Here is a 24628-nt window from a genome sequence, read left to right as displayed (position 1 = left end):
CCCATAGCCGCTGCCAGACGCAAACGGGTGTGCAGTTTCCTGCACACCCTGGCGCTACTGAGCGTTCTATTCCTCCCCAAGGGCGGGAAAGTGCCTCCCACCCCGAGGGACGGGAGGCACTTCCTTCGAGCTTAGAAGGCGTGACCGGTGCTGACGCTGCTACCCGCGCACCGCTTGCCCGTGCTCGGGTCATTGTGCGTGACCTTCGAGCCGACCGGAGCGTTGATCGGGGCGGCGCAGACCTGGCACTCGCTCTTCTTCGTCTTCTTGTTCGGCATGTTCTCCCTTTTCCTGTCTGGGCTGTTGGGCCTGTCGGGCGACCAACCCGACACTTAAAAGTGTAGGGGATATTTACTCGGTTGGCAATGGAGATGGACCACCGAATCGGCGGGCCAGGTCAAAGGGCATAACGAAGGCCCCTCCGGCACGTAGCCGGAGGGGCCGCCTTCGCCGCCTCGTGCGTTCGGGTGGTCAGTCCGAGAGGCAGCGGCTGTCCCAGCCAGACAGGAATGGGAACGTTCGGATCTTACGCGTTGACGCGCGGAGCGAGCTGAGAGATGCGCTGATGGGACAGGCCCAGCGCGCTACCCGCATCACGCGTGGACCAGCCGCGGTCGAGAAGGGTCTGGGCGGCCGCCCGGACGGCGTCACGCTCGGCTTGCTCCGCGAGGAGACGCGCGGCGCGTGCGTCACGGACTGCCTCCAGGGCGCTCGCCTCCTCCGTGTCGGCGGGGACGAGGAGAACGCCCACGACGCCGGCGTCGGAGCCGAGCAGATCGACGGTGCGGTCGAGGACGTTGCTCTTGGTCTCTTTCCAGGTCGCGCCCTGGACCTGAAGGTTGTGGCGGTCCGGGAGGCCGTGGACGGTCGCGGTCCAGTACTTGCCGGTGCGCGTGGCGGTGGCGAGGTAGGTGGTCGCGACGATCTCAGGCTCGGTGTCGTCGAAGTCCTGGGGGATGTCCGGCTGGTCGAAGATCAGTTCGTGGCGAGAGGTCATGGATGGACTGTAGCCCGCCGTCACATCTTTGTCTAGTTCGACTAGACGATATTTGTCTATTTTGATTTGCCGCAAGCCCGCTAATGTTGTTTACGCAGTTCAGGCCATGATTGCGCTGGCTGTTAGTGGCTGTGACGCCTGTTCGAGGCCGCGCCGACCTGACCGATGCGACGTTAGCGACTGGTTCTGCTTGTCTCCCGGCGTGGACGAGAGCCCCCTTCTGTGTGACCGATTCACCGGTAGCGCAAACGATAAATATCCCCTACACTTCTACGTGTGTGCCGGAGTGGTTGCGGTCCTCCCCGGCACACGCTCAACCCTCGCCCCAGGAGAAAGGCCCCACTGGTGACCCCCACCAACACGTCCGTCGACGCGCCCGACACCCACTCCGACGACGTCCACCTGCTCCCCATCCCCCTCGGGACCGCGATCCCCCGCCTCGCTGACTGGGCTATCCCCATCTCAGTGGCGGGCAGCAAGGAGGCCACCCGCCTGCACGGGCTCGCCCTCGCCTGCATCGCCATCACCGACGACCTCACGAACGACTACGACGGCACCGACGAACTCGAGAACGGTCGCAGGGCGGCGCGGCTCCGCACCTACCACTCGATGCTGAGCAAGGTCATGGCCGACATCGGACAGATCAACCTCGCCGTCACCGCCAACCAGGCCGCCGCCATCGCAGACGCCGCCACCGCCATCGCCCGCCCCGCCACCGTCGTGCCGCTCGACCCCGCCATCATCTGGGACCTGCTTGACCAGCATGGCCACGGCGAACACGGCGGATGGACACACGACGCTCGCCAGCCCGACATCGAGTGCGCGTGCGGCGAAGCCGTCTTCCGTTTCGCCATCCCCGCCCCGGCCGAAAGGCCGTAGCACCGTGGGAGACCACGGGACGTGCTCACAGCCCGGATGCGGGAAAGCCGTGCACTCGCGCGGCCTGTGCCGAGCCGACTATGACCGGATCGTGGTCTCCACCCTCGGCGCGCCCGTCCGACGCCCTGCCGTCGAGCGGTACGCGCGGTTCCTGCAACTCGACCGGCCCGGCGTCACAGCCCAGAAGATCGCCTTCGAGCTCGGCGTCTCCGCGCGTCTCATCGAGCGCTACCGCCACAGGAAGCGCATGGCCGCCGCCAGCGACACCCCCGAACCCCGCGACCGTGAGGGACCTCCCGTGCGACAGCAGGCCATCCCCGGTCTGGACCTCGACCTCACCGACGCCCACCACCGGCAGCGTCTCGCCAAGCACCTGGTCAAAGTCGCCTCCTACTTCGCGTTCCTGATCCGAGACCAGGGCCCCGACGCAGCCGCCGCCTACAAGGCGACCCTGCCGCAGGTGGAGCAGGACAACCTGCCTTACCTGCTCGCCGCCATGGTCGACATCGACCGCACCGAGGAGGAGCTTCTCGCCTGGATCACCTGGGACGAGGAAGGCCGCCCGCTCCCCGGCGCTCCCCAGACACCGCACATCCCCGCCGAACGGGCGGAGCCGAGACGGATGCGCCCGCCCGGCGTGCGAAGCCCTTGCCCGAGCGCGGCCGCGCTCAAGCGGCATCGTGAGCTCAGCGAACCGCCGTGCGACGCCTGCCGCGCCCACGAGCAGGCCGTCCAACGCTCCCAGTACGAGCGGCGCAAGACCAGCCGCTCAGCAGCCTGACCAACCCACTCCCGAAGGAGACCCGCATGCCCGCCTACCGAACCGGCCTTGGCCGCGCCACCGTGCTGGTGACCACGCTGACCGCCGCCGTCCTCACCGCGTGCGCGAGCAGCGAAGCGCCCGCCTGCGCCGCCACCATCCCCCCGCCGCCCAAGCCCGCCACCGGCAACAGCAACACGATGGGCAGGACCTCCATCGGTAGCCAGCCGCAGCCCGCGCAGCGCCAGCCGGTCGCCCCGCCCGCCCGGCCGATCACCGCGGCGACGCGGCCCGCCATCCCTCACAGCAAGCCCACCACGCCCGCGCAGCCGAGCAGCGCGAAGACCACCGTCCCGACCTACCGGCCGCCCGCCGTCCCGCGCACCGCTGTCCCCTACCAGCGTGACCCGAGCCGCACCTACCCGACCCAGAAGCCGCCCACCCACCGGGGCACCTATCGCCACTACGACGGCTTCCCCGGCTTCTACCCCGTCTACGTGTGGCCGGTCGGCTACGCCGACACCTACGGCTGCACCCTGCCCGCCGACGCCACCGAAGGCCAGCCCGCCGACCTCGACGGCGACGGCCGCCCCGACGAGAACGCCCAGTGGTGAGATACCAGGCGATCATCGACGACGAGCGGCCCGGCCAGCGGCTGGTGTGCAACCTGTGCCGAGCCGACGTCGAGTACAAGCCGTGCCCCGATCACGTCGAGTTCGGCACAGACCTGGACTGGTGGGCGGCCACCGGCATGTGCGGCCAGTGCGGGCGCGACGGCAGGCACTGCGACGGCTCGTGCGGCTGCCGCTGCGCCCACCTCCACCAGCCCAGCCCGCACCCCATCCCCGCCATCGACGGCCAGCTCGGCCTCGAACTCCTCGCCACATAGGAACTTCCCATATGGAAACCTCCGCTGCGGCCCTGTGACCGGCTCGCGGGCGGCGCCGGGGAACCCGCATCCCGCCGCCCGCGAGCCCACCAACCCCCACCCCGCGACAGCAAGGGAGCACCATGACCACCGACCCCGAACGCCCGTCCGAGCCGCCCGTGTACGTCCTCGAATTGCCCGCCGGCACGAAGCTCCTCAACGCCAACGATCGGACGCACTGGAGAGCACAGCGGCCGCTCAAGAAGAACCTGCGCGACACCGCGTGCTGGCTGGCCAGAGCAGCCAAGATCCCCGCCATGCAGCGGGCCCGCATGGTCGGCGTGTTCGAGCCGCCCGACAACCGGCGCCGCGACCCCGCCAACTGGGCGCCCTCGTGGAAAGCCGTCGTCGACGGCGTCGTGGACGCCGGAGTCCTCCCCGACGACAACTCCAAGTACCTGGAAGGCCCTTATCCCGAGCTGGGCGAAGTCCACCCGAAGGGAAGGCTCGTCCTCTACATCTACGACCTCAGCGACGTTCCGGCGTCTACCCCGGTCATGCCGCGGCCCCGCACCTGACCGAGTCGCAGAGTTCACAAGCGAATAAACATCCCCTACAATCGGCGGTGTACGCGCGGGAGTGCGTGCACCGCCCGATCATTTGCGCGGGAGGATACAAGCCCCAGGAACCCATAAGGACCCGCAGTGAAGACCTTGAGCAGAGAGATCCGCAAGACCGTCGAGCAGACCAAAGCCGCCCACAAGATCGTCAAGGATGCCCGCAGGAAGCACGCCAAAGCCGTCCAACTGAGGAATCTCGGCGCGCTCGTCCTCGTCATGCGGCACGACCGCAAGATCCAGCCGACAATGAGACTGGCAGCCATCGGCCGCGACGCGTGGCAGGCCATGCTGACCGACGCGTCCATCCCTAGCACGCTGCCCCAGTGGTCACCCGAGCACGCCGTCAAGGTCATTGAGAAGGCGGTCGCCGACATCGCCGCCATCGGCGTCGAGGAGCAGCAGGCCCGAGAGGACCGCGTCCGCGGCGTCCTCGCGCTCTCCCAGGCCACGGTCGACGGCGAGAAGCTGACCAACGTCGACGTCGGCGAGCTGACCGAGCTCGGCAAGGTCATGGTGGGCAAGGATCTCAAGCACGCGGAGGAGTGGGGCTTCACCGAGCCTGGCGCCGGCAACAACACGTCGGAGTCCGCGGGCATGGTGCCGGTTGCGGTCATGGCCGAGCGGTTGGGCGTCAGCCACAAGCGCGTCCTGGACCGGATGGAGTACGCGCGGGAGAACAGTCTCGGAGTGCCGCGCACCTCGACTGCGGCCAGCCGGGTGCTGCTCGTCGACGAGGAGGAGTTCGCGGCCTGGTGGGTGCAGCACCGCTTCCACTGGCTGGCGGCCAAGGACCTGGCCGAGCGGTGGGGTGTGCCGTACGAGGCGGTCAAGGAGCGGCTGCGCACAGCCAAGGCCAAGGGGACGGATCCTGTGTCGACGAACTTTGGCCGGCGCATCTTCTACGAGCCCGCCTCAGCAGACGAGTGGGGCACCCAGTACGGGTACGCGCCTCGCAGCTAGTCCAGGTTCTCGAAGCCCTGGTTGGACGTTAGTCGGCCAGGGCTTCATCGTGTCCGGCCGTGATCGTCTGGCCCAGCTTGCGTGACTGCTCTCGCCTCCCGGTGCCCGCCATGGGCAAGGGTGTCGAGTTGTCAGCCGCCGGAGCGGCACACATCCCGGACGGGTCGCCGTGGCGCTGGTGACCCCGAGCGCGATCGCCTCGCCAGGCGACCAGCGCTCCCAGCTCGCCGCCACCATGTTCACCGAGCTGATGGAGCTCCCGCCCGTCGAGCGGCGGCTTCTGCTTGAGGAGCTGACCGACGCCGAGGCGCGGCAGGTGTTCGCGGCCGCCTACCGGGTCGCCGGGACGTCGTACGCGCTGTGGGTAGACGATCCGGTCGGGTTCTGTGAGCAGGTGCTCGGCAGCGCGGTGTGGAGCGTGCCGCGCCAGTTCATGAGCGCGCTGATCAGCCACAAGCAGGTCGCCGTCCCCTCGTGCTTCGGCAGCTCCAAGACGTTCTCGTGCGGGCAGCTCGTGCTGTGGAGCAGCCTCGTGCATCCGGTCGGCACCTCGGTCACCGTGAGTCTTGCGCCGCTGTGGCGGCAGGTCGTCCGCCAGTTGTGGCGCGAGGTCCGCTCCGCGCACTCGCGGGCGGGCTTGCCCGGCACGATCGACATGGCGCAGTACAAGCTGCCCGACGCCAACGGCCTGGACACCGTCGTCGCGTACGGCATCGCGGCCGCGCCGTACAACGAGGCCGCGGTCCAAGGCATCCACGCCAACCAGCTGCTCCTGGTGGTGGAGGAGGCGGGCGGCATCGCGCACACGATCGGCGACAACCTGGCCGGTCTCATGGTCGGTGACGGCGCGAAGATGATCGCGATCGGCAACCCTCCGACCGACGAGCCGAACACGTGGTTCGAGAAGCTGTGCAGGGACGAGGATGTGGAGACGATCCCCATCTCCGCCTACGACACCCCGAACCTGACCGGAGAGTGGTTCGGCGAGTGCCAGTCCTGCCCCGGCGGCGGCCACTCCCCCGCCAAGCACATGGTCGACCGGAAGTGGATCGAGCGGACGATCCGCGTCCACGGGCCCAAGTCCAACTACGTGAGAGCGAAGATCGAGGCGAAGTTCCCGCAGGGGCTCACCAACGTCGTCATCCCCTACGACTGGGTGCAGGCCGCCGTCGACATGGACGAGCCGCATGACGCCAGCATGCTGCCCCTCAACCGACTCGGCCTGCCCGACGAACACGACGAGTGGCTGGTGCGGCCAGGCGCGTGGGTGCGGCTCGGCGTCGACGTCGCGGTCGACGGCGGCGACGAGTTCGTCATCACCCGCCTCGTCGGGGACCTGGCGACCGTCGAGCACGCCAGCTCGGGCGCGGAGAACGCCGACTACATCCAACTGGCCGGGACCCTGCTCGAGCACATCGATCGGGCGGAGGCGCTGCGCCGCCGGCTGGGGACATCCAACCCGGTCCGGGTGAAGATCGACCAGAACGGTATCGGCTGGGGCCTGGTGGCGCTGCTGAAGCAGTGGGGCGAGGAAGGCCGGCACCAGGCGCAGATCGTCGGCGTGATGGTGTCGGAGTCGCCTGGTCGAGAGCCGGATGAGGCGACGCTGCGGCCGTTCCGGAAGCGGGACGAGATGTGGCTTGCCGGACGGACGATGCTGCGGCCGGACGAGCACGGGGTGACGGGGCTGCGGCTCCGGGTGGACGAGCTGGCGGCGGCTCAGTTGTCGGGGCCGAAACTGTTCACGAACTCGACGGGGCACAGCGTGGTGGAGTCGAAGAAGGACATGAAGAAGCGCGGTGTCGGCTCTCCTGACCGTGGTGAGGCGCTGCTGATGGCGCTGTACGAGCCCGCGGTCGAAGAGGGTTGGCAGCTCCTCGTGTGACCCTCCCCCGGGCTGCGAGGAAGATCGGGACGCACGGGAGCCGGTTCTGGTTGCCACGGATACGGGATTGTTACGGTCCAATGTTCCGCCTGGGGCGTCACTCCCGGTGTCCGATCACTCTTTACGGCAGCTGACAGTGATCGTTACCTTTTGTCGCGGCCCTTAGTCCCATTTGGGGCCCTCCGACTTCCCGACCCGTCTGCGGACAAACCTTGAAAGCTGGTCTGGCCCCGCTTCCGTGAGCCCTTTCCTGTCCCGGTCCGTCCCGGGGGTGCTCCGGCGGCGCCGCCGCCTGGCCGAGGGGTGACGCGCCCACTGCTGGGAGAGATAGCCATATGCCTTACCCGCCGGGCCACGTATGGGGCCTCGCGTTGTGGATGATGCCCGCCGACCCCGAGCTCATGTGGAGGTTGGCGGACAAACCGTTCGTCAGCTTCCCCGACGACCTGAAGCACTTCGAGGACTTCGAGGAGAACGGCCTCGTCTACGAGGCGCTCGACCGCAAGTGCATGAAGTGCTGGCTGCCATTCGATCTGGTCGTGTGGGAGCCCTGCGCGGCCGACACAGACAACCGCCATCTGGTCGGCGGCGAGCAGAGCGAGCGCGCCGGGCGCATCCAGCCTGCACCCGGCACCACCGCCAAGGAGATCGCCATGCGGCAGGCCAAAGAGAAGGTCGCCCGCGAGCTGCGGGAGCGGCGCAAGATGCGCCGCCAGCTCGAACCGGCCGCCCGCATGCAGGCCAGCCGCCTGGACGGGCTCCGCTGACGCCCGGCGCGACGTAAACGATCTGGGCCCCTACCGTGCCCCGGAGCCCGCCCCACAGCCACGGCGGCGGGCACCGGCACGGAGGGGCCCACGTGGATTTCGACCCGAATGAGCTCGTAGAGCAGCCCGACCCGGCGGCGTACTGGCGGCGGGTCCAGCGCGACATCGCAGGGCTGGGCCTGCTCATCCTCGGCGCGCTGCTTACTGTCGTGGCAGCGTTCGTGTGGGAGCCGATCGTCGGCCTGGCCCTGCTCGGCGGCTACCTGATGGTCGCGGGCGGCTTCCTCGCCTCCGGCCGGACGAGCTGAGGCGGCGCTGATGGCACGCCGAGCCTTCCTCCCCGGTCTCCTGCCCCGCGAGAACAAGAGCGGCCCACTCGACCACACCCTTGAGGTGAAGCAGCTCCTCGCCTCCTCGATGGGCGGGTTCGGGACCGTGTCGGTCTCCAACTGGGCGTCCAACCTGTCGGCGGCCGCGCGGCGCGCCTGGCCGGTCGAGCGGGCCGTCGCCGAGGCGTTCGAGAGAACCGTGTGGGTGTTCAAGGCCGTCGACAGCATCGCCGAGCACCAGGCCAACCTCGACTACGTGCACCGCGACCGCAAGAGCGGCGAAATCGTCGAGGACGACCCGCTCGTCGAGCTGCTCAACGACGGCCAGGCGAACAAGCTGGAGACGGGCCGCCAACTCCGCTACCGACTGTCGGCCCAGGTGCTGCTCTCCCCGCGGGGCGCGTTCGTTGAAATCACCTCCGACCGGCGCGGGCGGCCGATCAGGCTCGACCTGCTGCCGCCCGGCCGTACCCGCCCCATGCCGGGCAAGAACGGTGATCTGCTCAGCTACTACGAGACGATCACCCCGGACGGGACTCGTATCCCGATCCCTGCCGAGCGGGTCCGCTGGTTCCGCAAGCCGCATCCGACCGACCCTTACATGGGCATCACGCCGCTGCAGGCGGCCGGGCTGTCGGTCGACCAGGACTTCCTCGCCAAGATCTACAACAGCAGTTTCATGCTCAACGACGGCCGCCCCGGTGGCGTGCTGTCGGTCGAGGGGCGCGCCAACGAGAGCGACGCCCGCAAGCTGGAGGAACGCTTCGGGCGCGGACCTGCCGAGGCGGGCAAGCTCACCGTGATCGGCGGCGGCAAACTCTCCTACGTCGACCTGGCGGCGACGCCGCGTGACATGGCCTACGGCGACATGGCCGCCCGTGCGAAGGAAGAGGTCCTGGCCGCGTACGGCGTCGGCGAAACCGTACTCGGCAACTCCTCGGGGCGGACGTGGGACAACGCCGAGCAGGAGCTGTTCACGTTCTGGACGATCACGATGCCGCCCCACATGCGGATCCTGACGACCGGGTTCAACGCCGAGTCCGCGGCGAGGGTGCGCGGCGAGTTCGACACCTCCACGGTGGAGGTGCTACGCCGTTCGGCCGAGGCCCGCCGGCGCGAAGCCCGCGAGGAGGTGAAGGAAGGTCTGCTGACCCTGGACGAGTATCGGGTGATCGCCGAGTATGACCCGTTCGAGCTGCCGCACACGCGGGCGCTGTACATCGCGATGGGTAAGACGCCGATTCCGACCCGGCCCGAGGACGCGGCCGCGCTCGGACTCGCCTCCCCCGACAGCGGCCCGCCTCAGGAAGGCGTGGCGGCCACCGATGTAGGCGCCGAGCAGCCGCCCGGCGAAGACCCGGCAGGGGAAGAGGCGTCTGCCGACCCGGCCGCGACGGCAGACGGCGCGTCGGACCCTGCCACCGGGCAGGCGTTCGCGATGATGCAGGGGTTCCTCGACGGCGCCGAAACCAAGGCTCACCCGCAGCCTTCGGGGGCGGGTGATGTCCGGGACGACGCGGAGATCCGGGTACGGGAGGCCGTCGAGCAGCTGGTGCGCCGCCTGGTGCAGCGGACAGCGGCGCGCGTCGCCTCTCCCAAGCTGCGCAAGGGCACCCGCCATTTCGTTGCCGAGTACAAGGCGGACACGAGGGTGGGTGACGCGCCGCTCGACGCTGACCGGGTCGCCGACGTCGACCAGTGGCAGGAGGAGGCGGCCGCCGTGCTTGCCCCGGTGCTCGCTGCCGTCGCGGCCACCGCGGCGGGAGGCCTCGCGGGCGGAGCAGCGGCCGACGCTTCCACCGGTGCGGCGATCGACGCCGCCGTGGCGGAGGCGCGGAATTGGCTCGTCGCGGGGATCGTCGGCGCGGCCCGCCGCCTCGGAGACCTGGTCCGCGACGGCGACGCGGCCGGGAAGGACATCGACCGCCTGGTGGCCGACGTGCGCGCCCAACTTCCTGACTTGGAGGGGTGGGCGGCCCGCGCCGCCGTACAAGGAGCGACTGGGCTTGTCCACGCTGTCGAGTACGTCGTCGCCGTCGACCTTGCGGGGCCCGGCGGCCTGGTGTCGGCGACCTGGCGGACTCGGCGAGACGGCCAGGTGCGTCCTTCCCATCTGGAGGCGGACGGCCAGGTGCGGCGTGCTGGTGTGCCCTTCGACGTCGGCGATGCCGCGCTGCGATGGCCGGGCGACTTCGACGGCCCCGTCGAGGAGGTTGCGAACTGCCGATGCCGGGTGCGGTTTGTCGTCTCCTTGGCGAGGTAACGAACCTCTGCATCAACACTGACCTGCGCCAATGACCGGCTGCTAGGGGTAGGCCCTGTCTATCTGGAGGGTCATGAACGACAGCAAGGGCAAGACTGGCTTCTTCGCCGACTTCGCCAGGCTGCTTCGGCTCCTTGCCCAGTCATGGCGTTCGGCTGGCATCTCGACGCGGCGGATCTCGGTCGTCATGTGGTGCGTCGGCCTGGTGCTGATCGTTGTCGGCGTGGGCGGCGACCTGCGTGGAGCCTGGTCGTCCGTGCCTTTCGTCACCAACCTCCTCACCAGCGTTACAGCCTTCTTCTTCGCTGTGCCTGTCGCCCTCCTGATACTCCACGACGTGTCGCACCGCATGACGGAACGAGCAGAGCGCAGAGCTGCTATTGCGCTCTTCTCGGAGTCGGTGAAGCAGCTTCAGGAGTTTGTGTGCAGGCTTCCGCCAGCCGAGACTCCCTTCAGCCCCGCCAGCGACGACCCACCCCTCAAGAAATTCCTTGACGCCGCGAGATTTAGAGCCGCCGGGATGCCCGAGACGACCGGTCCTGAGGCCGCACAAGCGCTGCAAGAAGCCATCGACCAATGGAGACACGATCCGGTCCATGTAGGGTTCGCTGAGTATGTGGGCGAGGTGAGGAGGGAGCTCATCCGTCTGAGAGATGTCGTCCGGCCGCGTTTCGTACAGCTGGACTTGGGTTGGTCTCTAGATACGCTGCTCGAAGATCTTTTGCCGCTCGCCGAACGCATGCTTAGACGGCTGCGCCACACCGACTGGAGCAATGACGCCGAGCCCTACATCCAACTCCTTGCGGAGCGAACGAACGTATTGCCCTCGGACCCAGGCCTTGCCCGTCTCTCTCTCCTGCTCCGAGAGGCGATGAACATACACATGAACCTCAGCGAGTTCACCCACAAGCTGCGCAAGTTCGTTCTTCACGCAGAAGCGCGGCTGCGAGAGCTGCCCCCGCTGTAGCCGAGGCGACGTTAAGCCCGCGAATCGGCACCCTGCACCCCGCACACATCACACGCGGGGCATACGGGGGCCGACTTGTCCGAGATCGACGTTTGGGATGTCAAGGCACGCCGCGGGCTCGGGGCAGCCAAGTTCGACGCCGACCAGCACCCCCGCGACCGCAAGGGCCGCTTCATCGAGACCAACGCGCTGGTATCAGTGTGGGGCGGCGGCCGCGGCACCGTGGTCAAGAACGTCGGCGGCGGCCGCATCGAGGTCCGGCTGCAGAACGGCTCGGTGCAGCAGGTCCACCGCAACTACCTGACGGTGATGAAGCGGCCGGACGGCAGTGAGCCCACCGCCAAGGCGCAGGCCGCGACAGGGATGGCGGTCGAGCAGCCCAGTAAGGGCGCCCGGGAGTTCACGCCGTCGACGCCGGACGGGCGCATCCCGATCAAGGACCTGAAGCCTGGCCAGCCCGTCCTGCTGTACGGCACCCGCGCGGACGGCGAGACGAGCCGGCAGACCGGCATCGTCCAGACGGTCACCCCGGCCGAGGGCGGCGGGTGGACGGTACGGCTCGGCGGTGTAGACAACCTGGCCGATCCGGTCGACGTGCGCATGGACGACGACGACATGGCCCGTCTGCTGCCCGAGAAGGAGCTCGCGACGCTCGTCGACGCCATCCGCCGCGACGACCCGAACGCTGCGGACCTGGCGCGGGCGCTCGTGGCGAAGGTGACGGTCGACGACGACGCGGAAGCCGAGACCTCCGCCCCTTCGGCCGGTGGCCAGGGCGGGGACGTTGAGCAGCGTGTCCGGGCGATGGTGCGGGAGTTGGAGCGGGAGCCGGGCGGCTGGGTGTCGCTCACGGACCTGCGGGCGCGGCTGTCGGACGTGCCGCGCGAGCAGATGGATGAGGCGCTGCGGAGCCTGAACCGGCAGCCCGACGCGACCTTGGTCCCGGAGGACAACCAGAAGGCGCTGCGGCCGGAGGACCGCGCGGCAGCGCTGACGATCGGCGACCAGCCCAAGTACTACATCAGGCTCGCCACCGACGACGAGCAGCGGCGTGAGGAGTCCGCAGCCAGGGAAATGGCGGCGTTCTTCGCCGCCGAGCAGGCCTCGCAAGCGCGGCAGGAGCCTGTCCCGGCGGCGCCGCAGACCGTCGTGCCCAGCAGCCTGCAGCGGGGCGACCGGGTCACGTTCGACGTGCCGGTGACGGCCGCCAACGCTGAGCGGTTCGCGGGCCCGGCGGCGAAGAACCCGCCCAAGCCGGGCGTGACGGTGACCGTCCGGGGCGTGGTGGAGGGCGTCGAGACGGACATGTTCGGCGGCTCCAAGGTGACCCTGCGCGGCAGGGGCGCCCAGTGGCAGAGCCCCGGTGGAGGCGGCGGGCTGCACGGTGACGGCCTGGCGTGGGAGCTGGATGAGGATCACGCGGTCCACAAGACGGGCAAGGCCGGGCAGGAGCAGCAGCCGCGCGGTGCCGTGCCGGTTCCGAGCGCTCCGCAGTCTGGGCTGTTCTCTGATGTGGGGCGTGAGGCCCAGGGCACCGAGGACATGTTCACCGCGCACGAGCGCGACCAGGGGCCGCGGAGCGAGCCAGAGCCCGCCCCGCCTGCAGAGCCCGCCAGGGAGGAGGCCCCCGAGGGGGTTCCCGAGGAGGCCGCCGCGCCCGAGGCCGATAGCGAAACGGCCGCCACGGGCGAGGAACGCGCCAAGGCCCTATCTCAGCAGGCCAAAGAGGCATTCGAGGCCCGCGACTATGGCCGCGCCATGCGGCTGACCGGAGAGGCATTCGAGGCGTGGCCGGACATGCCTCAGCCGACCCGTGACCGCATGGAGCGCAACCGGTCCGTCATCCAGTCGCATTGGCGGCGCAAGGGCAGTGACGAGGACCTGGCCGCGTGGGCAGGCGCGCAGCTTCGTGAGCAGCCGGACACCGTCGAGGTGACGCCGCTGCTCAAGGACTTGGACCGAGGCGACCGGGTGTACCTGCCGAACCCGGGCGGCCGCGGCGGCCGCGAGGTCATCATCACCAATGTCCCGGAGAAGGTCGGGAAGGGCCCGCGCGCCCGGGGCCGCATCTCCTACATCGGACCGGATGGTCGTCGTGGGTCGGAGGCCCGCTCGTGGAACGCCCGCCTGACCGTGCTGCGCGGGTGGGAGCCACTGCCCCAGGACGACGGCAGCGCCGCCGCGCCGGATGAGGGTGGACGGCTGGAGCGGGACCTGTCGATCCGGCCGGGCCTGCTGCCCCGCGACGTCGAGCAGCGTCTCGCCACGGCGCGCGGGCGCCTGGTGGAGGCCCTCAGCGGTGACGACTACCGCGCCGTCGAGCAAGCCGCTTCGGACTACCAGCGGGAGCTGAATGCTGCCTACCAGGGGCTGCCCCGCCATATGCCGAGGCGGGACATCGCGCAGGCCGAGATCACGAAGACGAACCATGCAGTTGGGGCCGCCCGGTTCGAGTGGACGCACTCCCACAATGAGCTGCCCGACCCGCAGACGCTCGACATGACCAAGCTCAGCGAAGCCGAGTTGGACGAGCTGGGGTGGCGGGCGCGGAACTCGCCTATGGGGACGGGCGTCTCGCAGCAGATCCTTACGATGTTGGGCGATGAGATGAGTCGCCGGCGGGCTGAGCGAGAGCGCGGACGGGACGAACCCACACAGATTGACACGAACCGTGATGATCCTGCTACGGTAAGTTCTACAATGGGCGCCCCCAAGACCGGGCCAGCGCCGACCGACGACAGCCCGGCCGAGGGAGAAGACGATGGCGATGACGACGAGCGAGATCGCGAGTCTCGCGCGCCGGTACTGGCAGACGTACCTACCGCAGGCGTTCGCGGAGCTGGAGAATCCGGACGAGCACTTCCTGGCCCTGGCGTATCGGGTGGAGGACCGGATCGACGAGGTGGCGGAGGATCTGGCCGGGAAGGCTCCGGCCGGGGAAAGCTTCGAGGATCGGGTGGGCAGGCTGGCGAACGCGCAGACGACCGCCCGGCAGATGGTGCTGGACGAAGAGGTGTTCCTGACGCCCGAGCCCGGCAGGGAGAACGAGGAACTGCCGCCGGCGTAACTCCGGCAGAGGAGAGCTTCCGGCCCTCCTCACAGGAGGACCTGGCCCCGGCGGGTGAGAAGGCGAAAGCCCGCGCGAACATCGCCGCGGTGCGCACCCTGCGCGCGCTGCAGGCGGAGGACCGGCCCGCCACGGAGGAGGAGCGGCGCATCCTGGCCCGCTGGTCCGGGTGGGGGTCGCTCCCGATCGTGTTCGAGCCGCGTCCGCTGGTACAGGAGCAGCGGTTCCGGCAGAGCGACGGCACCCCGGACCAGGCGAAGTTCGAGCGGGCCGTGAAGCGGTGGGAGTCGTTCGCGCCCGAGCGTGCCGAGCTTCGGGAGATGTTGAGCGACGCCGAGTGGCGCGACGCCGAGGTGAACACACTCAACGCCCACTACACCGACGCGGCGATCGTCTCCGAGGTGTGGGACGCCGTCCGCGAGCTGGGGTTCAACGGCGGCAACGTACTCGAACCCGGCTCCGGTGTGGGCACGTTCATCGGCATGGCGCCCGAGGGCGCCCACATGACCGGTGTGGAGCTCGACCCGACCACGGCGGGCATCTCCCAAGCGCTCTACCCGGACGCCACCGTCCGCAATGAGTCGTTCGCGGACACCCGGGCCCCGGCGAACAGCTTCGACGCGGTCGTCGGCAACGTGCCGTTCGGCGACTACTGGCTCGTGGACCGCGACTACAACCCCGAGCGCAAGCACTCGATCCACAACCACTTCATCCTCAAGAGCCTGGGCCTGACCCGGCCGGGCGGCCTGGTCGCCGTCATCACCAGCCGCTACACGATGGACAGCGAGGACAACTCCGCCCGACGCGAGATGGCCCGCATGGGTGACCTGGTCGGCGCGGTCCGGCTCCCGTCCGGCGCGCACCGCAAGGCCGCCGGCACCGACGTCGTCACTGACCTGCTCATCTTCCGTAAGCGCGGCGAAGGCGAACCGGCCGGAGACACCTCCTGGATCAACGCCCCGATCACTGACGTCAACGGGTCACCCCACCCGATCAACGCCTACTTCCAGCAGCATCCCGAGCAGATCCTCGGCGAGCTGACGACCGGGCGCGGCCAGTTCACCGACCACGACGTGGTCGTGAAGGGCGACCGCGACGCCGCCCCCGCGATGCGGGAGGCACTCGACCGGATCGTGGCCGACGCCCAGGAGCGGGGAGCCACGTTCGAGCAGTCCGACGAGCCGGTGGAGCGGCTGCAACTCGCCGCCCGTCACGAAGGCCACGACGGGGCGCTGCACCTGAACGGCGACGGCACCTTCTCCCAGGTGAAGGACGGCCGCGCCAACCCGGCCAACGTGCACCCCACGCAGGTCGAACAGCTCACCGCGTTGCTTGGCCTGCGCGACGTCGCCCGCGCCCTCCTCGCCGAGGAGAACAGCTCCGAGAGCGACACGCCGCGCATGGACGAGCTGCGCGCCGAGCTGAACCGCCGCCACGACGACTACACCCGCAGGTGGGGGCCGACGTCGAAGCGCGCCAACCGGCGGTTCACACCCAAGGAGGCCAAGGCCAAGGCGGATGCCGAGGGCCGCAAGGTCGCCGACTCGGAGATGGCCGCCACCGCCATCGGCCTGCTCCGCTCCGACCCGGCCGGCGCGATCGTGTTCGCGCTCGACGACTACGACCCGGACACCGACAGCACGCGCAAGGCCGACATCTTCGACCACCGCGTCGTCGCGGCGAAGAAGACCATTACCGAGACGGACGACCCGGGCGAGGCCATGGCGGTCGTCATCGACCGGTTCGGCGAGCTGCGCCTGGACGAGGTCGCCAAGCTGCTCGGCGTCGACGGCGAGGAGGAGGCGCGGCAGCGTCTCGGCAACCGCGTCTACGAGCAGCCGCCGTTCTACACCGAGTCGGGCGAACCGTACTTCCTGCCTGGCCAGCGCCAGTACGTCCCGGCCGCCGACTACCTGTCCGGGAATGTCCGGCAGAAGCTCGCCCTGGCGCGGGAAGCGGCCGAGAACGACCCGCGGTTCGCGCTCAACGCGGCCGCCCTGGAGGAGGTCCTCCCCCGCGACCTCACCCCCGGGGAGATCGACGCCCGCATGGGCGCTGCGTGGATCAACGCCGCCACCATTCAGGAGTTCCTGCGCGACATCCTCAACGACCCGAGCGTGAAGGTGAACCACGCGGGCGGGTCGCTGTGGGAGGTCAACGGCGACAAGGACGGCTACGAGGCCCGCCACACCTACGGCACCGACCGTAAGCAGTGGTCGGCCATCGAGATCGCCGAGTCGCTGCTGCGCCAGGCCACGATCAAGGTCACCCAATCGACTCCGGGCGGCGGCAGCGTCGCCGACCCGGCCGGGACGATCGAGGCGCAGCAAAAAGCGCAGGAGATGTCCGAGCGGTTCTCGGAGTGGGTGTGGGAGGACCCCGACCGCGCCGAACGCCTGGCCCGCGTCTACAACGACCGCTTCAACTCGATCGTGCTGCGCTCCTACGACGGCGCGAATCCGGCCCTGCCCGGCCTCGCGCACGGGTGGAAGCCTCGCGAACACCAGAAGGCGGCAGTCGCCCGCATCGTCAACGAGCCCGCGGTGCTCCTGGCGCACGAGGTCGGCGCCGGCAAAACGGCCGAGATGGTCATGGGCGCGATGGAGCTGCGCCGGACCGGGATGTCGCGCAAGCCCGCGATCGTTGTCCCGAACCACATGCTGGAGCAGTTCACCCGCGAGTTCCTGGAGCTGTACCCGAACGCCAAGATTTTGGCGGCGGGGACGAAGGACCTGGAGAAGGACAAGCGGCGCGAGTTCGTCGCCCGCGCGGCGACGGGCGACTGGGACGCCGTCATCCTCACCCAGAAGGCGTTCGAGAAGATCGACATGCACCCGGACGTGCAGCGCGACTACCGGGATGACGAACTGCAGAAGCTGCGCGCCGCGATCGAGCGGGCCCGCGAATTCGGTGAGGACTCCCGTCTACTGAAGAGGCTGATGCGTCAGCTCGTGCAGGCCGAGGAGAAGCTCAAGGCCAAGCTCGACTCGAAGAAGGACGAAGGCGCCGTCTACTTCGAGCACACCGGCATCGACTACCTGATGGTCGACGAAGCCCACATGTACAAGAACCTGCGCACCCCCTCGCGGATCGAGGGCGCAGGGATCGACGGCAGTGGCCGCGCGAGCGACCTGCACATGAAGCTGCACTACCTGCGCGGCCGCTCGGAGTCCGGCCGCGTCGTCACTTTCGCCACCGGCACCGACATCGCCAACTCGGTGACCGAGGCGTACGTGATGATGCGCTACCTGCGCCCAGATCTGCTCGAAGAGGCCGGGATCGACGACTTCGACACGTGGGCGGCCACCTTCGGCGACGTCATCACCGACATCGAACTGAACCCGGACGGCAACGGCTTCCGGCAGAAGGCCAGGTTCGCGAAGTTCCGCAACGTGCCCGAGCTGCTGCGCATCTACCGGGTGTTCGCCGACGTCAAGACCGCCGACGACCTGGGCCTGCCGACCCCGCCTGTGCGGAAAGACGCCAACGGCAACCGCGGGGAGACCATCGTCGTCCCCGCCTCCCCTGAGCAGCTCGAATACATCACCGACCTGGGCCACCGCGCCGAGGCGGTCCGGAGCGGCAACGCCCGCAAGTGGATCAACGGCGTCCCCGAAGAGGAGTGGGACGGCCCCATCGACCCCGACGAAGACCGGGTCGTCGAGGACAACATGCTCAAGATCTCCGGCGACGGCAAGCGAGCTGCGCTGGACATGCGGTTGCTCGACCCGGGCACACCGCAGTCCGGCGGCAAGCTGGAGGTCGCCGCCGAGAAGATCGCCGAGATCTACCAGCACTCCAAGGACTGGCAGTACCCCGTCCGCAAGGACGACGACGAACTCCACCCGACGCCCGGCGCGCTCCAGATCGTGTTCATGGACCAGGGCACGCCGAAGAAGAAGCCCGGCAAGCCCCGAGGCACCAAGGTGCCCGCGGAGAAGCTGAAGGCTGGCCAGTGGCTGAACCGCAGCGGCACGCCGACCCGCATCACCGGCGTCGCATGGGATGACGAGCGGCAGGCGTTCATCGTCTCGCTGGACTCTGCCATCGGCGCCGTCGACGAGATCATCATCGCCCGCGGCGACACTCTGGTGACGGTGCCCGACCCGAAGCTGGGCGTTCCTGACGAGCTGGTCGACGCGCCCGCTGGGGACGGCGATGTCTCGACGTGGGCCGCGTACGACGAGATGAAAGCTCAGCTGGTCGCCCGGGGCGTGCCCGAGAACAAGATCCGCTACATCCACGAAGCCAACACGGACGCGCAGAAGGCGAAGCTGTTCGAGGACGCCCGCACCGGCAAGATCGCCGTCCTGCTCGGCTCCACGGAGAAGATGGGCACCGGCACCAACGTGCAGGCCCGCGCCGTCGCCCTGCACCACATGGACTGCCCGTGGCGGCCGGCCGACCTTGCCCAGCGTGAGGGGCGCGTGGAGAGGCAGGGCAACTTCAACCAGACCATGCATGACAAGGACGTCCGAATTATCCGTTATGTCACGGAAGGGACGTTTGACGGGTATTCGTGGCAGACGGTCGAGCGTAAGCAGAAGTTCATCGCTCAGATGAAGCGCGGCACCCTCGACGTGCGGGAGATCGAGGACATCGGTGACGCCGCTCTCTCCTTCGCCGAGGTCAAGGCGTTGGCGACCGGCAACCCGTATCTGATGGACAAGGCCAAGGCCGACACGGAGCTGAACCGGCTGGAGCGGCTCGACCGCGCCCACGACCGCAACCAGGGCAACCTGGCGCAGCAGATCACCCGCGCCGAGCAGATGGTCCAGGAGTTGACCGCCGACATCGGCGAATGGCAGGAAGCCATCGCCGCCCGGGTGGACACGCGCGGCGACAACTTCATGATCAAGGTCGGTGACCTGGAGACTGACAAGCGCGCCGACGTGTACGAGCCGCTCCTGAAGGCGGTCCGCGACGTCCGCGACGGGCCCGCGGCCGAGGACCGGCCCGTCCAGGTCGGCGAGCTCGGCGGCCACCCCATCTACGCGACGAAGACGCGCCGCTACTACGGCGACCAGCTTTTCCGCGTGATCGACGTCGGGTTCGACTTCTCCGGCGGCGTCTCCTCCTACCGGGGGCATCAGCTCACGGACGGGTCCGGGAACGGCATGCTGCGCGCGCTGGAGAACCGGCTCGCCGGCCTGGAGCCGCAGATCGAGGCCGCGGACAAGCGCATCGCCCACCTGCGCGAGCAGGTCGGCAAGATGCAGGGCGCGGTCGGTAAGCCGTTCGCGAAGGCCGGGCAGCTCGCTGAGGCGCGGGAGCGGTCGCGGCTGCTGGGCGAGATCATCAAGACGCAGTCGCACCTGGACGAGCTGAAGGGCCAGCCGGACGGCGACGCGTACAAGGCGGCAGTGACCGAGCTGGCGCTGTTGAAGGGGCGGCTAGACGAGCTGCGTCCGGCCATCATGCCGGACCCGGCGACGGACCCGGACCCGGACCTGAATGTGAGCCTGGACGACCCGACGCCGTCCGTGCACGCCAACGACGACGGGTTCGCCGTCGCGGACGTGCCCGACAGCGGGGAAGGAATCGGCGACGTCTCTCCCACGTCGGAGAACGTGGAGGAGCCTGAAGGCACTTTCCGTATGGGAACCTCTGACCAGCCCACACCTCAGCCGGAGCCGGACGAGCCGACCACCCCGGCGCCTGCGGGCGCAGTCGAGCGGGCCACGGAGACGGTGGAGCCAGGCGACCTGATGCCGGGGGACCGTATCCGCGTCGTCCGCACCAGCGACGGCGTCCGCCGCATCCGAACCCGGTTCGGCTCCTACCTCTCCCAGAGCGACGGCCGCGTCTGGGAGGGCACCATTCCGGACGGCTACCAGCCCGGCCAGCCCGTACGCCTGGCCGACGTGATCGAGTTCGAGGGCGACCAGCCCGCCCGGTACGTGCCCGAACCCGGCCCTGTACGCCTCACCGAGCCCGTTGATCGTCTTGGTACGGCCGACGCCGCCACCTCGACCGATGAGGCTGCCAGGCTGCGTGACAGCCGCGCCGAGACCCGGCAGACGAACATGGACGAGCAGGCCGAACGCCGCCGCCAGATGCTGGACGAAGCTGGCGGGCCCGCCCTGGTCGACGCGGTCACCACGTTCGACGCCATCGCGGAAGCGGCCGAGAACGGTGAGGTCCCGGCCGCCGACGCGGAGATCGCGTGGGTACGCGCGGACGCTGCGCTGGCCGCCGCCCAGGACGGTGACCTGGACTGGATTCGGGCCGCCCAGGTCAAGACGCTGCGGCAGACGCTGGCCGACCGGCTGGTGATGCTCGGCGGCGACCCGCGCGCCGCCCACCGCCGAGCCGCCGAGTGGGAGCAGGCACGCCAGGAGGCTGAGCGGGCCGCCGACGACGGCATCCCCGAGGCGGCGCCGGTCGAGGACGTCAGCGTCGGCGACCGCGTCGACACCCCTGACGGCTCCGAGACGGTCACGGTGGAGGAAGTCACCCGGGCGGGCGGCCTCACCATCACCACCGAACGCGGCGAGGACGACCGGCGCACCCTCCGCGCCCGCCGCGAAGGCGAGCAGGTCACCAAGCGCACCCGGCCACGCCGCCAGCCCGAGATCGGCCCGGCGGCCGCGAGCGACGTCGTGGTCGGCGAGTGGCTGATCAACGACGACGGGCACGCCTCCAAGATCGTCGGCATCGAACGCGACGGCGACCGCATCGCCTTCGACCTGCTCGACCCGGACGGGCGCCCCATGCTGATCGAGGCGGACGCCGGTGAGACCGTCACCCGCGGCCGCGGCCTACGAACGAAGCGGAAGCGGACGCCGAAGCCGCCCAGCGAGCGCAAGCCGCGCTCGACCATCACGAGCCTGCCGGACGGAACACCAGCCACCCGCGTCCGGCTGCGCTCCGACATCCGCAAGCGGGTGCTCGCCCTGGCGCTCGAGGACGACGAGAACGCCAGCGAACAGGCGCGGACCGCTGCGGCCAGGCTGCGGGCGAGCCAGCCTGTCAGCGCCGAGCAGATGCGCGCACTCGGCCAGCGCCTGCGCGCCCTCGCCGGGGGCGACATGCCCGCCGTACAGCGCAGGTCGTTGGAGCGGGCCGCCTCCTGGGTAGACGGCTCCTACGCGCGGCTGGTCGGATACCCGGCCCCGCCGCACGAGCCGCACCGCGTCGCCCCCGAGAAGGCCAACCCGGAAAACCTCACCGCGGGCGACGTGATCGCCATCCCCGACCATGCCGGAGGCCCGGCCGTCACGGTGCGAGTGGTCGACGCCAAGCCCGTCGCCCGCTTCCCGTTCGTCACGGTCACCGTCGAGCACGACGACGGCCGCCGCGAGCAGCGCATCCTGGCCGCCGGGGTGGACGTGTTCCTGATGCCGGACCTCCCGGCCGACGTCGAACCCGCCCCCGCCCCCGAGCGGCGGCGCGAGCACATCACCCCTGACCGGGTGCAGCCCGGCGACACCATCCGCGTGGCCGGCACCGACCGGAAGGTTGTGTCGCTGTGGAAGACCAGCGGCGAGTTCGACCCGGTCGAGGAGTGGGCCGTGATCGCCGAGGGCGGCGACGGCGGCGAGCTCACGCTCACCTCGCGCGGCTTCCCCTCCGTGCTGCGCGTCGGCCGAGGCGAGCCCTCGACCGACCAGTCGTGGGAGGCGGTCCTCGACGACTCCGGCGAGGGCCGCGTCGACCCGGGCGCGGTCAGGGTCGGCGACAGGATCAGTGTCGATGCGGCGCACGGCGGCGCGGCCGGGACGGTCGAGCAGCTTTCCCCGCTGGCAGGCCCGGACGGTACCCGGATCGGTACCACCGCGCTGGTGCGCACCTACGCCGATGACCTGGCCACCATGGTCATGCTCGACGACGACGCCACCTTGCAGGTGACACGGCACGCGAGCGGCGGCGACAACGCCGAGCTGCGCATCGCCCGCCAGCAGGCCCGCCGCCGCAAGGTGGCGCGCGTCCGCGCCGTACGGCAGGCGCTCGGCGAAGCCGAACTCGACCTGTACCGGAGCGCGGCGGCGGCGATCAGCGACGAGCTCGGCATGCGCCGGGTCCACCCACCCGAGGCCGGGGACCGGGCATGGCTGCGCTCCCCCGACCTGGTCGAGGACGCGTGGAAGCGGCTCGACCAGCAGGCGCCCGCCCTGCAGGCCGCCCGCGCGCTGGCCGGAGGCGACGAGGCCCACGCGGCAGCGCTCGCCGACCGGCTCGCGCCGCTAGTCGCCCAGATCCACGAGCGGGCCGCGGCCAACCTGACCCAGTCGATCCTCGAGGTCGATCCGCTACCCGGCGAGACGCACGATCAGGCGCTGGCGCGGATGCTGGAGCAGTTCCGCACCGACCCGCCCACCACGGTGGACATCCCGCTGGCTCGCCGCCTGGACGTGGAGGCGCTGTTCGGCCCCGCCGACGAGGCCCCGGCAGGCCTGCCCGCCGTGCAGGGCAGCCTGCCTGAGCGGCTGGCCGCCTTCCGCCGGGCGCTCCCAGCCAATCTCGGCGAGGTGGGGCACCGGCAGGTGACCCGCACCGTGTACAAGCCACTCGACCTATCCGATCTGGAAGACGGCTACGACCCTGAGATCGAGCAGGTGACCGTGACCGTCCCGGACGTCGCCGACGACGACGGGCCCGGCGAGCACGCCATGCGGCACCTGGCGGTCATCAAGGCCGCGGGCGCCGAGGTGGACCAGGCTCTCACCGCCCGCCTGAACACGCCGGAGTACCGGGAGGCTGTCGCGGGCGCGCAGGCGGCCGAGAAGGCGATGTGGGACGCGGAGCGCGAACTGGCCAAGGCCGAGTCTGAGGCCAACCGCCACGCGTTCGCCAACGGCCTGAACACGCCGGACACGACGCACCAGAAGGTGTTCGATCGGGCCGAACGTGAGGTGAACAAGGCTCGTAAGGCGCATCAGGCGGCCAAGCTCCGCGTCGCCGAGCTGCGCCGCGCGGCCGCGCTGGAGGTGCTCGGCCAGGTGCGGTCGTTCGGTGGTGCCCGCCTGGAGTACCGCACCGGGGGCGGGCAGGCCCGCAAGGAGAGCCACAAGCCGGTTCAGGCGATGCGCCGGGTCGAGGACGTCTACCCGGCTGACTGGGTCGCCTTCCTCGGTGACCAGGGCCCGGTCGGGCTGGCCGTCGCCAAGCCCGACATCATGGGCGGTCCCGGTCGGGCAGGCTACAGCCGGGACCGGCACACCGTGGTCCTGCCGGACACGAAGCCGGACGAGCAGTTCCGCGCGGGTGTGCACGAGCTTGGGCACGCCTTCCAGCACCGGCTGCCCGGCCTGCGCGAGGCCGAGCGGGCGTTCCTGTGGGAGCGCACGTCGAGCGGCGAGGTCGGCCACCGCGAGCGCGGCGAACTCGTCTCGGTAGGGATGTTCCCCGGCGAGGTCGGCTACGACGGCGGGTTCCCCTCCAAGTACACCGGCCGCATCTACCCGCACGGCGGCGGCGAGGTCTTCACCACCGGCATGGAAGCGCTCATGGGAGGCGCCGACTACCTCGACGACGACATGCGCGCGTGGCTGCTCGGCGTGCTCGCCATGCTCGGCACCGGCAAGGACGGGCCCGGCAAGGACCCGCTCGACGGGGTCGACCTCGATGAGCTGTCCGTCGAGGAGCTCCAGGCGCTGCTCGGCCAAGTCGAATGGAACTCCCCCGCCTACGAGCGGATCATGGCCCAACTGCGCGGTCGCATCATCGAGGGCGATCCGCTGGAAGGAGTGAACCTCGAGGAGCTGTCGGCCGAGGACCTGGCCGACCTGCTCGGCTCGCTGGACGACAACTACAGCGCGGCCCGCATCTCCGAGGTGCTGAACCGGTGGGACGCCGAAGATCAGGCCGAGCGGGAGCGTGATGCCCGCATCGACGCGCTCGTCGCCTCCGGCGAGATGGACCGCGAGGAGGCGTGGGCGCACGTGTACGGCGTCACCGTCGAGCAGATGGAGGCCGAACGCCGCCGCAGCGCCGTCGACGAAGGCGTGCCCGGAGAGTCGGTGGATCGGCGGGTGCGCCGCCAGTACGACGAATGGGTCGAGTTCCAGTACGGCCAGGCAGAGGCGGCGACGAACGGCTACATGGTCAACGCGCGGGGCCGCGCCGCCGGCGTGGATCCGAAGAGTCTGTTCTCGGGGGACTGGCGGCGGGTCAACGCCTACGCCTCTGACGAGCTGTACAACTGGTTCCGCGCCAACGGGTGGCAGAACTACACCGAGTACGTCGCCGACGTGCTCGGGCGTGACCGTGATGTTCGAGCAGCGCGGCGGTCTCGTGAGGGCCGCCGCTTCACCCGATAGGAGG

The 24628-nt window shown here is 69.9% G+C and carries 14 protein-coding genes; 12 read left to right on the top strand and 2 right to left on the bottom strand.

The genetic code is table 11. From position 1 onward, the window contains the following. Window positions 1–131: 131 nt before the first annotated feature. Together H4W81_RS46445 and H4W81_RS46440 are read right to left on the bottom strand one after the other, a co-directional pair. A complete protein-coding gene (locus H4W81_RS46445; protein ID WP_192781618.1) occupies window positions 132–278 on the bottom strand; it encodes a hypothetical protein in 147 nt (48 codons plus the stop codon). A gap of 248 nt (window positions 279–526) precedes the next feature. Beyond that, window positions 527–997 (bottom strand): hypothetical protein, encoded by a 471-nt coding sequence (locus tag H4W81_RS46440; RefSeq protein WP_192781617.1) that lies wholly within the window; start codon window positions 995–997, stop codon window positions 527–529. Window positions 998–1342: 345 nt separating this feature from the next. On the opposite strand from H4W81_RS46440, the gene H4W81_RS46435 reads away from it, so the two are divergent. From H4W81_RS46435 to H4W81_RS46380, 12 genes are all read left to right on the top strand, one after another. After that, a complete protein-coding gene (locus H4W81_RS46435; protein ID WP_192781616.1) occupies window positions 1343–1876 on the top strand; it encodes a hypothetical protein in 534 nt (177 codons plus the stop codon). A gap of 91 nt (window positions 1877–1967) precedes the next feature. Further along, complete coding sequence (locus H4W81_RS46430; RefSeq protein WP_192781615.1) at window positions 1968–2657, top strand: hypothetical protein; 690 nt, start codon at window positions 1968–1970, stop codon at window positions 2655–2657. 26 nt (window positions 2658–2683) lie between these two features. Beyond that, window positions 2684–3250: a hypothetical protein gene (locus H4W81_RS46425; RefSeq protein ID WP_192781614.1), complete on the top strand. Its 567-nt coding sequence runs from the start codon at window positions 2684–2686 to the stop codon at window positions 3248–3250. Then, window positions 3244–3525 (top strand): hypothetical protein, encoded by a 282-nt coding sequence (locus H4W81_RS46420; RefSeq protein WP_192781613.1) that lies wholly within the window; start codon window positions 3244–3246, stop codon window positions 3523–3525. Before H4W81_RS46425 ends, H4W81_RS46420 begins: the two co-directional genes overlap by 7 nt. A gap of 122 nt (window positions 3526–3647) precedes the next feature. After that, window positions 3648–4082 (top strand): hypothetical protein, encoded by a 435-nt coding sequence (locus tag H4W81_RS46415; RefSeq protein ID WP_192781612.1) that lies wholly within the window; start codon window positions 3648–3650, stop codon window positions 4080–4082. Window positions 4083–4208: 126 nt separating this feature from the next. Next, window positions 4209–5084 carry an ImmA/IrrE family metallo-endopeptidase gene (locus H4W81_RS46410; protein ID WP_192781611.1) on the top strand — a complete coding sequence of 292 codons (876 nt, stop codon included), beginning with the start codon at window positions 4209–4211 and terminating at the stop codon, window positions 5082–5084. A 169-nt stretch (window positions 5085–5253) separates the two neighbouring features. Further along, window positions 5254–6969 carry a hypothetical protein gene (locus H4W81_RS46405; protein WP_192781610.1) on the top strand — a complete coding sequence of 572 codons (1716 nt, stop codon included), beginning with the start codon at window positions 5254–5256 and terminating at the stop codon, window positions 6967–6969. Between the two features lie 335 nt (window positions 6970–7304). Beyond that, complete coding sequence (locus H4W81_RS46400; protein WP_192781609.1) at window positions 7305–7736, top strand: hypothetical protein; 432 nt, start codon at window positions 7305–7307, stop codon at window positions 7734–7736. A 92-nt stretch (window positions 7737–7828) separates the two neighbouring features. Then, a complete protein-coding gene (locus H4W81_RS46395) occupies window positions 7829–8044 on the top strand; it encodes a hypothetical protein (RefSeq protein ID WP_192781608.1) in 216 nt (71 codons plus the stop codon). A gap of 10 nt (window positions 8045–8054) precedes the next feature. After that, entirely contained in the window at window positions 8055–10328 is a 2274-nt protein-coding gene (locus tag H4W81_RS46390) for a phage portal protein (RefSeq protein ID WP_192781607.1), read from the top strand. Between the two features lie 73 nt (window positions 10329–10401). Continuing rightward, window positions 10402–11295 (top strand): hypothetical protein, encoded by an 894-nt coding sequence (locus tag H4W81_RS46385; protein WP_192781606.1) that lies wholly within the window; start codon window positions 10402–10404, stop codon window positions 11293–11295. A 75-nt stretch (window positions 11296–11370) separates the two neighbouring features. Further along, a complete protein-coding gene (locus tag H4W81_RS46380) occupies window positions 11371–24624 on the top strand; it encodes a helicase-related protein (RefSeq protein WP_192781605.1) in 13254 nt (4417 codons plus the stop codon). Window positions 24625–24628: the final 4 nt, after the last annotated feature.

This window comes from Nonomuraea africana, assembly GCF_014873535.1.
GTDB lineage: Bacteria > Actinomycetota > Actinomycetes > Streptosporangiales > Streptosporangiaceae > Nonomuraea > Nonomuraea africana.
Note: the sequence above shows the minus strand (reverse complement) of the source record. Positions and strands in the feature narration are given on the sequence as shown.